Annotated in this window: 9 protein-coding genes; 4 read left to right on the forward strand and 5 right to left on the reverse strand. The window is 61.1% G+C overall.

The genetic code is table 11. The annotated features are described in order from the left end of the window. Positions 1–64: 64 nt before the first annotated feature. From M9827_RS26430 to M9827_RS26450, 5 genes are all read right to left on the reverse strand, one after another. Positions 65–1,963, reverse strand: coding sequence for a TonB-dependent receptor domain-containing protein (locus M9827_RS26430; RefSeq protein WP_250608103.1), 1,899 nt, complete (start codon positions 1,961–1,963; stop codon positions 65–67). Between the two features lie 141 nt (positions 1,964–2,104). Next, positions 2,105–4,003, reverse strand: a complete 1,899-nt coding sequence (gene dxs, locus M9827_RS26435) for a 1-deoxy-D-xylulose-5-phosphate synthase (protein WP_250608104.1) — start codon at positions 4,001–4,003, stop codon at positions 2,105–2,107. Positions 4,004–4,094: 91 nt separating this feature from the next. Further along, entirely contained in the window at positions 4,095–4,982 is an 888-nt protein-coding gene (gene ispA / locus M9827_RS26440; RefSeq protein WP_250608105.1) for a (2E,6E)-farnesyl diphosphate synthase, read from the reverse strand. Further along, positions 4,979–5,221 carry an exodeoxyribonuclease VII small subunit gene (locus M9827_RS26445; protein ID WP_003228627.1) on the reverse strand — a complete coding sequence of 81 codons (243 nt, stop codon included), beginning with the start codon at positions 5,219–5,221 and terminating at the stop codon, positions 4,979–4,981. The genes ispA and M9827_RS26445 overlap by 4 nt, the downstream gene beginning before the upstream one ends. Positions 5,222–5,334: 113 nt before the next feature. After that, on the reverse strand, positions 5,335–6,480 hold the full coding sequence (locus M9827_RS26450; protein ID WP_250608106.1) for a Fic family protein: 1,146 nt from the start codon (positions 6,478–6,480) through the stop codon (positions 5,335–5,337). Positions 6,481–6,758: 278 nt separating this feature from the next. Here M9827_RS26450 and M9827_RS26455 point away from each other — a divergent pair, with 278 nt between their 5' ends. From M9827_RS26455 to M9827_RS26470, 4 genes are read left to right on the forward strand one after another with little or no spacing between them, the layout of a single operon-like run. Continuing rightward, on the forward strand, positions 6,759–7,550 hold the full coding sequence (locus M9827_RS26455) for a YfaP family protein (protein WP_250608107.1): 792 nt from the start codon (positions 6,759–6,761) through the stop codon (positions 7,548–7,550). A gap of 48 nt (positions 7,551–7,598) precedes the next feature. Beyond that, a complete protein-coding gene (locus M9827_RS26460) occupies positions 7,599–9,311 on the forward strand; it encodes a DUF2138 domain-containing protein (protein WP_250608108.1) in 1,713 nt (570 codons plus the stop codon). Beyond that, the gene (locus tag M9827_RS26465) at positions 9,296–9,946 is read left to right on the forward strand and encodes a DUF1175 domain-containing protein (RefSeq protein ID WP_034153738.1); all 651 of its coding nucleotides are present in this window, start codon (positions 9,296–9,298) and stop codon (positions 9,944–9,946) included. Before M9827_RS26460 ends, M9827_RS26465 begins: the two co-directional genes overlap by 16 nt. Continuing rightward, positions 9,943–14,517: an alpha-2-macroglobulin family protein gene (locus M9827_RS26470; RefSeq protein ID WP_250608109.1), complete on the forward strand. Its 4,575-nt coding sequence runs from the start codon at positions 9,943–9,945 to the stop codon at positions 14,515–14,517. Before M9827_RS26465 ends, M9827_RS26470 begins: the two co-directional genes overlap by 4 nt. Position 14,518: the final 1 nt, after the last annotated feature.

Raw genomic sequence — 14,518 nt, forward strand, 5'->3', positions numbered from 1 at the left:
TGCTTTATGACGGAATCGGACTCGCCGAAGATCAAGATCAAAAGATCGCAGCCTTCGGCAGCTCCTACAGTGGATTTCTGTGGATTTCGGGAGTCCAGGTGACGCCAAACATCCACACGCGACCTTCCTCGCGATAACCATACTGGCTGCCGTCATAGCTGTAATTCGCCCGGCTGTAGCCTTTGTCGAAAACGTTATCGACCTTCAGATCCAGCTTGATCTCGCGATTCAGCGCCCAACTGCTGCGCAAGCCGAACAGCGCATAGCCACCCAGCGGCTGCTCGTTTTTCAGATCGTCATAACTGCTGCTGACCGCCTGCCAACTGGCGCCGAGGCTGGCCTGGTCAAACTGACGATCGAGATCCCAGCTCAACGTGCGCCGCGCACGCCGGGCCAACGTGTGCCCGGTATCGCGATCACGCGGATCGATGATCGAAACGCCAAGGTTGCTCTGCCAGCCGAACAACTCCTGCTTCAGTGCCGCTTCAAAACCGTTGATCCGCGCCGAAGCGACGTTCTCCGGCCGTGAATTGCTGCCGAAGATGATCGCGTCTTGCAAATCCGTACGATAGATCGACGCCTCCAGACGGCTGCTGTCAGTCAACTGACTGCGCCACTGCAGCTCATAGCTTTTCGAGGTTTCCGGTTTCAAATCCGGGTTGCTGAAATCCGGGTAGTACAGATCGTTGAAAGTCGGTGCGCGGAAGCCTTCGCTGTAGCTCAGCAACAGATCGTTGTCCGGGTTCAGCGGCAATGTAAAGGTGCCGCTCCAGGTGTTCTGACTGCCGAACTGCTGGTTGTCGTCGTGACGCAAGCCCAGTTCTGTGGAGAAACTGTCGGCCTGATAACGATGCTGAATGAATGCGGCGCGGTTCCAGCGGCTGTCTTCGTCGAACGCGGTGCTGCTGTTGACCCGGTCTTCGTACCAGTCGCCGCCGAGGATCAGGCTGTTACGCGCATCCAGCGTCAGATCGTTCTGCCAATTCACCGAGTCGCGGTAGGTGTTGAAAACGGTGCGTTCGTCGCTGAGCTTGTCGAGGCTCTTTTCGCGGTTCTCGGTGTGGCCGAATTCGACGCGGGTTTTCCAGGTTTCGTTGACCCGTGCATCGACATAGCTGCTGACGCTGCTGACATTGAAGTCGCTGTACGGCTGCTGTTGGACTGATTCGAACGTATTCATGTCGAAGCGGCCGAACGGGTTGTCGAACTCGTTCTTGCCCCGGTTATCCAGCAGATTGGCGCCGATTTCGATGTCATCGGTCAGCGCATGGCTGAGGCTCAGGCTGACGGATTTATTGCGATAGGCGTCTTCATCCGCATCGCTTGGGTACGACGCGTGAGTGCGGTCACCCCCGGCGGTTTCATCAAGGCTGGCGCCGAGGTTGAAGCGGGTTTTCTCATCGCCGCCGGACAAGCCGAGGCTGCGCTCCCAAGTCTGGTTGCTGCCGAATCCGACGTGCATCCGTGGCTGCAAACCTTGCTCCGTGCCGCGCCGGGTAAAGATCTGAATCACCCCGCCAATCGCATCGCTGCCGTAAATCACCGATCGCGAACCGCGCAGCACTTCCACCCGTTCGATCTGCTCGATGTTCAGATGCTGCAGGTTGCTGTCGCCGGAAGTGGAACTGCCGATGCGCTGACCATCGACCAGCACCAGACTCTGCGCCGACTGCGTACCGCGAATGTAGATCCCCGGCAGGCTGCCGCGCCCGCCGGCCTGCGCCACTTGCACGCCGGGGACGCGGCGCAGCAGGTCCGGCACGTCGCTCGGTTGCAGGCGATCGATGTCTTCGCGGGTGAACACGGTATTGGCGGCGCTGCTGTCGTTGCGGGCTTCGACCTGGCGGTTGGCGCTGATCAGCGTGTCGGGCAGCTTCAGGGCTTGGTCGCGTTCGAAGGTGTCGGCGAGAGCGTCCGCGGCTGGCAGCAGGAGGAAGGGCAGGGCGAGGCGCGAGAGGTTCATCGGTGGTCCGTTGGGTATTTCTGACGTACACAAATCAAATGTGGGAGCGAGCCTGCTCGCGAATGCGGTGCATCAGTCAACACTGCGTTGATTGACGGTCCACTTTCGCGAGCAGGCTCGCTCCCACAGGGGTATTGCGTGTTACTTGTTGAGCAATTCCAGACGCTCACGAATCGACGCTTCGATCCCCGCCTCATCCAGCCCGCACTCGGCCAGCATTTGCGCAGGCTTGGCGTGTTCGACGTAGATATCCGGCAAGCCCAGATGCAGCATCGACTTGAGGATGTTCTCCCGCGCCAGGAACTCGCTGACCGCGCCGCCGGCGCCGCCCATGATCGCGTTCTCTTCGATCGTCACCAGCAATTCGTGGCGCTCGGCAATCTCGCGGACCAGCGCTTCATCAAGCGGTTTGACGAAGCGCATGTCGACCACGGTGGCCTCGAGTTTTTCAGCGACCTTCAGTGCCTCGGCCAGTTGCACGCCGAACACCAGCAGAGCGACTTTGCTGCCCTGACGACGGACGACGCCCTTGCCGATTTCGATCGGTTCGAGGTCTTTGTCGATGGTCGCGTTCGGACCGGTGCCGCGTGGGTAACGCACCGCCGCCGGGCCGTTGTACAAGTGGCCGGTGGTGAGCATCTTGCGCAGTTCGTTTTCATCGCTCGGGGTCATGATGACCATGCCCGGGATGCAGCGCAGGTACGACAGATCGAAGCTGCCGGCGTGGGTCGGGCCGTCTTCGCCGACCAGACCGGCACGGTCGATGGCGAACAGCACGTCGAGGTTCTGCACCGCGACGTCATGGACGAGTTGGTCATAACCGCGCTGGAGGAACGTCGAATAGATCGCCACCACCGGTTTTGCGCCTTCGCAGGCCATGCCGGCGGCGAACGTCACCGCGTGTTGCTCGGCAATCGCCACGTCGAAGTAGCGCAGCGGGAAGCGTTCGCTGAACGCCACCAGATCCGAGCCTTCCTTCATCGCCGGGGTAATCCCGACCAGACGCGGGTCAGCCGCCGCCATGTCGCACAGCCATTCGCCAAACACCGCCGAATACTTCGGACCGCCGGCCTTCTTCGGCGCGGCGGCCGGAGCGTCCAGTGGTTCGAGTTTGGTGATGGCGTGGTAACCGATCGGGTCGACTTCCGCCGGGGCGAAGCCTTTGCCTTTCTTGGTGACGATATGCAGGAACTGCGGGCCTTTCAGATCGCGCATGTTGCGCAGGGTGGCGATCAGCGTTGGCAGGTCGTGGCCGTCGATCGGACCGATGTAGTTCCAGCCCAGCTCCTCGAACAGGGTGCCGGGGACCAGCATGCCCTTGGCGTATTCTTCGGTGCGCCGGGCGATTTCCCAGGCGCCGGGCAGGCGCGACAGGACTTTCTTGCTGCCCTCACGCATGCTCGCGTAGGTGCGGCTGGAGAGGATCTTCGCCAGATAATTCGACAGGCCGCCGACATTGCGCGAGATCGACATGTCGTTGTCGTTGAGGATCACCAGCATGTTGGCGTTGACTTCCGGCGCGTGGTTCAGCGCCTCGAAAGCCATGCCGGCGGTCAATGCGCCGTCACCAATCACCGCGATTGCCTTGCGATCACTGTTCTGCAGGCGGGCGGCGATGGCCATGCCCAGTGCTGCGCTGATCGATGTGCTGGAGTGGCCGACGCCAAAGGTGTCGTACTCGCTCTCGGAGCGACGCGGGAAAGCGGCAATGCCGTCCTTCTGGCGCAGGGTGCCCATGCGCTCGCGGCGACCGGTGAGGATCTTGTGCGGATACGCCTGATGCCCGACGTCCCACAGCAGACGGTCGTCCGGCGTGTCGAAGACGTAATGCAACGCGATGGTCAGCTCGATCACGCCCAGGCCGGCACCGAAATGCCCACCGGTCTGACCGACCGTGTAGAGCAATTCCAGGCGCAACTCATCGGCCAGGGTTTCCAGCTCGGCTTCGCCTAACCGGCGCAGGCCGTCCGGCGTATTCGCGCGGTCGAGCAGGGGCGTGGTCGGGCGCTTGCGGGGAATCTCATGAAACGTCGTGGGCATCAGGCGAATCGTTATAGGTATAAAAGATGCGGCAGTTTACCTGATGCATCGCCCCCTGCCCACGCGTTGGTCTTTTTTGGCGGATACGCCGTCAGTTGCGCCGCTCGACGATATACCGGGCCAGCTCGCGCAATGGCTCGGCCGCCGCGTCAAACGGTCGCAGGGTGTGCAGGGCCTGATCGCGCAGCTCCAGCGCGTAAGCCTTGGCAGCGTCGAGACCGAGTAGCGCCGGGTAGGTCGGCTTGTCGCGGGCGATGTCGGCGCCCTGGCGTTTACCGAGGGTTTCGGTATCGCTTTCGACGTCGAGGATGTCGTCCTGCACCTGAAAGGCCAGACCGATGGCCTGTGCATAAGTCTGCAGGGCCTTGAGTTCATCCGGTTCGGCACGGCCGCTGGCCAGCGCGCCGAGTCTGACGCTGACTTCGATCAGCGCGCCGGTCTTGTGCCGGTGCATTTGTTCGAGGGCTTTCTGATCGAGTTTGAGGCCGACCGAACCAAGGTCGATGGCCTGACCGCCGACCATGCCTGCCGGGCCGGCGGCGTTAGCCAGGGCAGTGACCATTTGCAGGCGGATATCGCTGCTGCAGTCGCTCAGGCGCGGGTCGAGGAGGGCGCTGAAGGCCAGACTCTGCAAACCGTCACCGGCAAGAATCGCGCAGGCTTCATCGAATTTTTTGTGAGTGGTTGGCTGGCCGCGACGCAAATCGTCGTCGTCCATCGCCGGCAAATCATCGTGCACCAGCGAATAGGCATGGATCAGCTCAACCGCGCAGGCCGCGCCGTTGGCTTGCTCGGCATTGCCGCCCAGTGCTTCGCATGCCGCGTAGGCGAGCAGCGGACGCACGCGCTTGCCACCGTTCATCACGCTGTAGCGCATGGCTTCGTAAAGCCGCGCCAACTCTGGCAACGGCGCGTTGAACAGGGTTTCCAGCGCCGCGTTAACCCGGGTCTGGCTACTCGCCGTATACGCCGCAATCATTCTGGCTGTTCCGCGTCGAAGGGTTCCTCGGCGAGTTCGCCATCGCGCTCCAGCAGCACTTGCACCTTCTGCTCGGCTTGCGCCAGCGCTGCCTGGCAGTCACGGGTCAGGCCGATGCCCTGCTCGAAAGCGGTCAGCGAGTCTTCCAGCGACAATTCACCGTTCTCCAGACGCTCGACCAATGTTTGCAGGTCGGCGAGGGACTGTTCGAAATCCAGTGCAGCTTTTTTGCGGGCCATGGCGGCAGTTTCCGGTTGACGTTAAACCGGCGCGACACTAGCAGATAGGGGGTTTATGGGCAAATGAGCGGGTCACCCCCGCAAGGGTAAGAATGGTTCTGTGCTGAGTGGAATTAATGTGCAGCTCTGTCGGGATAGTTGACCTGATAGCGCGTGCTCCGACCACCTCCCGGCAGACGTTGCAGGCAACCTTTCTCCAGCAACTCCGCAAGATGTCGTGTCGCCGTGGCCTTCGACACTTTAGCCACCGCTTGATATTGTCCGGCGCTGATGCCGTGTTCAAAGCCCCGCTCGCCGCCGTCTAGCAGGCGGTTAAGCACTTTGATCTGCTCCGCCGAAAGTTCAGACTCTCGGTGTGCCTGCCAGAAACGCGTCTTGCCCAGCACGCTTTCAATTCGAGTGATGGCTTGTTGCAAACTGCTTAGCAACGTTTGCAGAAACCATGTGAGCCACTCCGTGATATCCAGTGTGGCTTTTTGGCTTGACTCCAGAATCCGATAGTAGCCGGAACGATTCTCCAGAATGCTCGCCGACATGGCGTAGAAACGGATGGCTTGCGCTTCGCCCTGTGCCAGCGCCAGATCAGTGATGGTACGTGTCAGGCGGCCGTTACCATCGTCGAACGGATGCAGGGTGACAAACCAGAAATGGGCGATGCCCGCGCGTAGCATCGGGTCAAGAGCTGTCTGATGCTGGCTGGCCTCGAACCATTGGAGAAATTGCTCGAGCTGCTGTTCAAGACCTTGGCGTGGTGGGGCTTCGAAATGAACGGTCGGGCGATCAATGCGACCCGAAACCACCTGCATTGGCTCGTCACCGCGTAGCGCACCCACATGCATTGAGCGCGCAGTAAGGTCAGCCTCTTGATCGGGAAACAGCCACTGATGCCATTCCAGCAAGCGTTCCAGCGTCAACGGTTCGGCAAATCGGCGGGTGGCATCAAGCATAAGCTGCGCCAGACCTTCACTGCGTTGGCTGACTTTATCGCCGTCGATAAACTTCAGGCCCAAACGTCGCGCCAAGGATGACCGTACGGAGCCGACATTCAGTTGCTCACCTTCGATGGCCGAAGACGTCACGATATTCTGCAAAAGGGCATCCAGTTCGGTCTGAGCCCCCAAAGAGTCACCTACTGAACCAGCCATACCCATCAACTGACCTTGTGCCTGTACACACTCGCGCAACAACGGCGTCAGGCGTTCTGCCTGCCAGTTGAAGTCGGGCCAATCGGGCTGCTGCCAGATCCAGTGAGTTGCCATTCGTTGCCTGCCTTGAGTCCGTGAGCCGAATAGAAAAGCTATTCGGCTCATTTTGTGAGCCGAATATGACGGCTATTCGGCTCACCGTCCACCGGATTGGCGTGATTCCTACAGTAAAAGCACATGTATCCGATTGTTAAAAAACCGCCGAATCGCTAATCTTCGCGCCTTCTACGACCCCATATTCATGGGTCTTTCAGACGAAACGCAGTTTTCACCGCTGTGAAGTACCGAGGATCGGGTGCAAGGTTTCGTTCAGGCATGGCAGGAGGCATTACATGCGTTCAATTCTTTGGTTGCTGATCGGCCTGGCCTGCGCGCCCGCGCTGCTGGCTGCGCCGACGGCCGAGTTGTCGGAGCCGGTCGGTGGCTGGCGCTATCACGGCTTGCTCGATCGCACGGAAAACCCGCAAGTCGCCTACCCGACGCCGCCGATCGATCGCGGCATCCAGCGCAATCGCACGATGATTCAGGGCCAGCTCAAGGCCCTCGGCCCTATGCGCCCGCCGCACAGCCTCGCCGTCAACGGCAATCCATTGAATCTGTACACCGACGACCAGGGCCGTTTCGCCCGGCCGTATGCCTTTGGCGCTGGCTCCAACAGCGTCGAGGTGATCAGCGCCGAAGGCCAGTCGCTCAAGCGCGTGCAATTTTATGAAGCAAATAACTCGCGCACGCCGGCGCGGATTCGTCTTGTCTTGGGCTGGGACGATCCGAAAGCCGAGCTTGATCTGCACATTGTCACGCCCGACGGTCAGCATGCCTTCTGGGCGCGGCCGGCGTTGAGCAATGGCGGTGGTCTCGACCCGGATGGCGTCGATGGCCCCGGCCCGGAAATGTTCACCATGACCGCGCCGCTGCACGGCACCTATCTGGTTTACGTCAACTATTGGGGCAACTTCGGCAACGGCGGCTATAACTTCGAGGAGGCCAGCAACCAGAACGAGGTGATCACCTCGCAAATCACGCTGGTGCTCAACGAAAACACCGTCGACGAAAAACGCGAAACGTTCATCGTGCCCCTGCGGGCGATCGGTGATCTGCTGCTGGTCAAGACTTTCAACTATTAAGCATTCCGCCACGGATGAAATCCTGAGCTTTGGGAAATGAGCGAGAAGATGAGCGATAACACTGTGACTTCGGCTGCCGACACGCCAGCGGCCAAACCTTCGCGGCGCTGGCCGTTGCTGCTGGCCGGGTTGTGCCTGGTGGCCGGGGTGGCGGGCGGTTTTGGCTGGCTGCTGCTCAAGCCCAAGGCGCCGCCGGCGGAGTTGGCCAGCGACAAGCTCGGCCTCAGTCGTCCGGATGCGTTGCTGGAGACCCGCTCGCTGAGCCAGTTGCCCAAGGACCTGCTGACGGTGCCGTTCCTCAAGGCCACGCTGACCGAAGATTTCGTCTTTTATTACGAAACCCACGCCGACCGCCTGGGGCTGATTGGCAGTCTGCGGCGGATCATCTACGAGCATGACCTGAAATTGCAGGACAGCCTGATCGAGCAGCTTTTCGATCAACCGGCCGACGTTGCGCTGTGGCGTGGCGCGGATGGTCGCTTGAAGGATTTTCTGTTGGTGATGGATCGTGGTGGACTGGCGAAACTGCTCGAGCCGCTGGCGAAAGTAGCGCTGGATGACACGCAGCTCAGTCAGATGAGCGAACTCAAAGTGGGCGGCGATAGCGTGCCGCTGTACCAACTGACCTACAACGCCAGCAAAGCGCTGCTGTTCGCCTCCCACGGCGACAAACTGGTGGTGCTGTCGAACCCGGCCAAGTATTACGACCCGGAAAGCGGCGCCTCCGAGGAATCCGGCCACGTTTCGCCACAGGCGCTGGCGGCGCTGCTCAACGGCGAAAAACTGTTCCCCGAAGCGTTCGGTCTGCCGGCGAAAACCCCGGAAACCAAGCAGCGCCTGTCGGTCAACTCCAGCGTTCTCGCCATGGGTTATCAGCGTTTCATCCCGAACTTCGCCGGGCTGCGTTTCGACATGGACGACAAGGGCTGGCACAGCTACCTCGCCATGGACGAACTGGACAACCAGCCCGACTTCGATTTGAAACCGGTCTGGCAAGCCATGCCACTCGGCGCCAGTGCCTGCGTGACCCTGCCGGTCGCGGCCGAACCGCAAAAACCATTGCTGGTGAAACTCGGCGCTGAAGAAACCGTGGCGCAAACCCTCACCGAACACGTGGCCGGCGCGGCAGGTCTGTGCTGGTACGCCGATTCGCGGTTGTACACGCCGTTGCTGGTGGCCAGTCTGAAAGACGAAGACAGCAGCAAACTCGATGGCGACCTCGGCAAACTGTTTGGCTCGATGGTTGGTGCGTTCGAAGCCAATGTCGACGAAAACGTGTTCCCGGTGGTTGAGAAGCAAGAAGGCCAAAACCACGTCTGGCAGCGTCAGGTCAGCTCCAACTTCGGCCCATATGCGGCGAAGACTGCCGAGAACCCGGACGCAATCAGCGGCAAGGCGTTCATGAAAGTCAGCCTCGCCCGTCACGGCTCGACGCTGTTGTTTTCCCTCGATGACAAACTGGTCGACAAGGCCCTCGGCACCCTCGATAAACGCTTCCCGCCGATGGCGGACGTGTTGCCCAAAGACGTGCTGATGCCGATCTACTTCGGCCCGGATTCGATGGCGCAACTGATGCAGCAGGAAACCCTCGACAGCCTGCCCCAGGACATGGAACCGGTGTTTTACAACGCCGCGCAAACCTACCTGATCCCGAAACTGCGCACCCTCGGTGGCTACGGCAAATATGCGCTGACCCTGCCGGAAGGCAGCGAGCCTGACGGCCACTGGCAATGGCTGCCGCTGGAATGGAAAGCGCTGTGACCGCATTGATCCGCAGCCTCGGCTTGCTCGCACTGTTGCTCAGTGCTGGCGCCCGCGCCGTTGAAGCGCCGGCACTGGATCCGGCGCAGTCCCAGGTGTTTCGCGCCTGGTTCGTGCGCATCGCCCAGGAACAACTGAGCCAGGGCCCGAGCCCGCGCTGGTATCAGCAGGATTGTGCCGGCCTGGTGCGTTTTGCCGCCAACGAAGCGCTGAAGGTCCACGACGACAAATGGCTGCGCAGCAATGGCCTGTCCAATCGCTACCTGCCGCCAGAGCTGTCACTCAGCGATGAGCAGCGCAAGCTCGCTCAGCAATGGCAGCAGGGCGGCGGCAAGGTCGGGCCGTACGTCAACGCGATCAAACTGATTCAGTTCAACAGCCATCTGGTCAGCCGCGACGTGTCGCAGGCGCGGCCCGGTGACTTGATGTTTTTCGATCAGGGTGACGACCAGCACCTGATGATCTGGATGGGCCGCTACATCGCCTATCACACCGGCACCACTACCCCCACAGACAACGGCATGCGTTCGGCAAGCCTGCAGCAACTCATGACATGGAAGGACACCCGATGGATACCCGACGCAGCCAATCCCAACTTCATCGGCGTCTATCGACTGAACTTTCTCTCCCAATGACCGGTGCCCGCATGTTGCGACTCTGCTCCCGAATTCCTCTGCTGCTGGCGCTGTTGTTGCCAGTGGCCATCGTCAGCGCCGAAGATTCGGTCGAGCCGAGCGGTTATACGCCGGTCGCCGGTGAAAGCTTCTTCCTGCTCGCCGACAGCAGTTTCGCGGCGGACGAGCAGGCGATGGTGCGTCTTGAAGCGCCGGGTCGTGACTACCGCCGTTTCCGCATGGAGCCTTACGGCGGCGCCGACATCCGCGTGTACCGCATCGACAAGCCGCTGGATTTCCTCAAACGGCAGAAGAACCTGCATCGCGTGGTCAGCGACGGCCAGTTCAAGGGCGAAGGGCTGTCCAACACCCTCGCGTACTTGTGGGACAACTGGTACCGCAAATCCCGTCGGGTGATGCAGCGCGCGTTCTCCTATGAATCGCGTAAACAGGTCACCGAAGAAGTGCCGGAACTGAAGATGGGCAACGCCATCGCCGCGCCGACCGCGTACGACGCGCAGCCGCAATTTGCGCTGATCCCGGGTCTGCCGGTGGTCAGCCAGTTCCGTTATCCGCTGTGGCAGGCCAAGCCGATTCAGCCACCGGCCGGGGTTAATCTGGCCGGATCTTCCAGTGATTTCGTCAGTGTCGCGCCGGGTAACGTTTATATCCCGCTGGGCAATCTGAAGCCGGGTCTGTACCTGGTCGAAGCGCTGATCGGCAAGTACCGCGCGACCACCATGGTGTTCGTTTCCAACACCGTCGCGGTGAGCAAGATTGCCGGTGATGAATTGCTGGTCTGGGCGGCGCGCAAACACGAAGGCAGTTCGGTGCCGAAGGTCAATGTGCTGTGGACTGACGGCCTCGGCGTGATGAGCAGCGGTGCCACCGATGCCGATGGTTTGCTGCGCCTGAAGCACGTCAGCCCGGAGCGATCGTTCGTGATTGGCGAGGACGAAGAGGGTGGGGTGTTCGTCTCCGAGAACTTCTATTACGACAGCGAAATCTACGATACCAAACTGTATGCCTTCACCGACCGACCGCTGTATCGCCCGGGTGATTGGGTGTCGCTGAAAATCGTTGGTCGCGAGTTCAAGAACGCACGGGATTCGGTGTTGCCCGGTGCGGCAGATGTCACGGTCAGCGTACTCGATGCCACCGGTACCGAGTTGCAACACCTCGACCTGAAGCTCGATTCGAAGGCCGGTACTCAGGGCCGCTTCCAGTTGCCGGACAACGCGGTGGCGGGCGGTTACGAGATTCGTTTCAACTACAAGGATCAGGCCTACAGCAGCGCTTTCCGAGTGGCGGAATACATCAAGCCGCACTTCGAGATTTCGCTGAACCTGGCCAAACAGGATTACCGAACCGGCGAACCGGTGAAAGGCAGTCTGGTGCTGCTGTACCCGGACGGCAAACCGGTGGCCAACGCCAAACTGAGCCTGAGCCTGCGCGCCCAGCAACTGTCGATGGTTGACAACGAGCTGCAATACCTCGGGCAATTCCCGGTGGAACTGACCAGCACCGAACTGACCACCGACAGCAAAGGCAACGCGACCCTTGATCTGCCGGCGGCCGATAAACCGAGCCGCTACATGCTCACCGTGTTCGCCAGCGATGGTGCGGCGTATCGGGTCAAGACCACCAAGGAAATCCTCATCGACCGTGGCGCGGCGAGTTTCCGCCTGAGCGCGCCGCAACGCTTCAGTGCAGTCGGTGACAAGGTTGCGTTCAGCTACGCCAACGAGGGCGGCACCGAGCAAAGCAAAGCGGTGACCCCAAGCACGTATGGTTGGGTGCGTCTGGAAGACCAGAGCACAGGCGAGGGCAAACTTGCGGCGAATGACAAAGGCTTCAGCATGGCCTTCGAACGCCCTGGCACTTACAACCTGACCTTGAAAGATCAACACGGTCGCGTCCTCGGCGCCACCGGGCATTCGGTCACTGGCGATGGCGTCAAAGCCGTGCCGGGCACTGTGGAAATCGTCCTCGACAAGCCTGAATACAAGGCTGGCGATGAAGCGCTGGCGCTGATCACCTTCCCGGAACCGGTCAGCGATGCATTGCTCTCGCTGGAACGCGACAAAGTCGAAGCCACCGCGCTGCTGGCCAAGGGTGGCGACTGGCTGAAACTGGAAAAACTCAGCGACACCCAATACCGCGCCCGAATTCCGGTGAAGGACAACTTTGCACCGAACCTGACCTTCTCCGTGCTGTACACCAAGGGCGGTCAGTACAGCTTCCAGAACGCCGGGATCAAGGTGGTTGCGCCGCAAATCGACGTGGCGATCAGCACCGACAAAACGGTGTATCTGCCGGGCGACACGGTCACGGTTGACCTGACTACGCAGTTCGCCGGCAAAGCGGTACCGGCGCATCTGACCGTCAGCGTCGTCGATGAAATGGTCTATGCGCTGCAACCAGAAGTCGCGCCGACCATCGACCAGTTTTTCTATCACCCGCGCCGTAACAACGTACGCACCAGTGCCAGCCTGTCGTTCATCAGTTACGACGTCGCGTTGCCGGGCAGCCCCGGTGCGCCGGGCAAAGCCAACCGCAGCGAGCGAGGGGTGAAAGTGCTGGAGCGTCCGCGTCGTGAAGACGTCGACACCGCCGCATGGCAGCCGGAGTTGTTGACCGGTGCCGACGGTAAAACCCGTTTCACCTTCAAGATGCCGGACTCGCTGACCCGCTGGCGCATCACCGCCCGCGCGATCGCCGATGATGGTCAGGTCGGGCAGAAGAAGCAGTTCGTCCGTTCGGAAAAACCGCTGTACCTGAAGTGGAGCGGGCCGAGCAAATTCCGTAAGGGTGATCAGCCGCAACTCGGCGTGTTCGCGTTCAGTCAGGCCGAGAAACCGCTCAAGGCTGAACTGGTCACTCACTATGCGGGCGCCGAACAGCGTCTGCCGGTGACCCTGAACAACGGCATCAATTATCTGCCGCTGCCGGCGTTCACATTGGCTTCCGGCGAATGGACGGCGGAGTTGGTGCAGGACGGCAAGACCGCCGACTCCCTCGCCGTGCGCCTGAGTGCGACCGGTGACGGCTGGCAAGTCACTCAGACTCAAAGCCTCGACGTGGCCAGCGGTGACACACCGTTGAGCCTGCCGGCCGACGCCAGCGATATTCGCCTGCGTCTGGATGACAGTCCGCAAGCGCTGTTCCGTTCCGCACTCGATGATCTGCTCAGCTATCCGTATGGCGGCGTCGAGCAGACCGCCAGCCGTTTGCTGCCGCTGAGCATTGCCTATCCATCGCTGGCATCGAATCCGCAGATCCGTGATCGCTTGCGTCTGATCATGCAGAACAGCCGTCTGCGTCTGGTGCAAATGGCCGGGCCGTCGGCGAGCTTCACCTGGTGGGGCTACGACGGTGAACCGGATGCATTCCTCACCGCCTACGCCTACTACGCCGACTGGAACGCCAGTCAGGTGCTGGAATTGACCTTGCCGCCGGAGCATTGGCAGCGAGTGCTGGAGGTCTACGCCAAGCAAGCGCCGAACACGCCATTGCTGCAACGCGCGCTGATTCTGTCGTTCGCCAAGCAGATGCATTTGCCGGTGAACACCTTGCTCAGCGGCTTGATGGAGGATCTCGCCAAGGCCGGTGAAGGCAACGCCGAAACCCTGATGGACGATGGCGAAGACAGTCTGGTGATGAGTGATCCGGATTCGGCGCTCGGTCTGGCGGCGGCGCGGGTGTTGACTGCTTCGTTGGCCACACAGTCGAAGGTTGCCTTGCCGGATGCGTTCAATCGTCAAGTGGCTGCGGCGCAACAGCGTCTGGCGGTCAGCTCGCAACCGTTCGCCGAGGCGCTGAACCTGTCGCTGCAACCGTTCGATCAGGCGCGTGCGCAAGCGCTGTTGCAGCGACTGTTGCCGCAGCAATCGACCCTCGAACGTGCGCTGGCGCTGACCTGGCTGCAACGCAGCATCGCCCAGGCTTCGCCGACCATTGCCCTGACGCCGGGTGAAGGCTGGAAGAAAAACTACGGCGCTACCGGTGAGATGTACTGGACTTGGCAAGGCGCCAATCCGGTGCCGAGCGTGTTGACGGTGTCCGGCACGCAAGAGCGCCCGCTACGCGCGGCACTGAGTTTTCAGACCCAGCAACCGGCGGTCGATCCGATGGCCGTGACCATCACCCGTCGCCTGTCGCGACTGGTGCCGGGTGATGAAGCGTTCACTTTCAAACTGGAGCCGGTCGGAACCAAGCCGCTGTCCAGTGACAGCCTGTACCTGGACGAAGTGATCCTCACCAGCAAAGCGCCGAAACCGCTGCGCTACGGCATGCTCGAAGTGCCGCTGCCACCGGGCGCCGATGTCGAGCGCACCACGTGGGGCATCAAGTTGCAGGGCAAGGACGGTACCGAGCCGACCGCGCTGGAGAAGGCGCGATTCGAACCGGGACAACTGGCCTACGCGGTGCCGGTCGATGCGCTGAGCGGCGAATTGCGCCTGCGCCATCTGGTGCGCTTCTCGCAGAAGGGCCAGTTCAGCCTGCCGCCGGTGCGTTTCAAACAGGTCTACGCGCCGCAGCATCAGGCCCAGGAAGCGAAAGCCGCCCTTGGTCAGGTCACGGTCAACTGAC

Origin of the sequence: Pseudomonas sp. AKS31 (assembly GCF_023634765.1) — a bacterium.
Lineage (GTDB): Bacteria > Pseudomonadota > Gammaproteobacteria > Pseudomonadales > Pseudomonadaceae > Aquipseudomonas.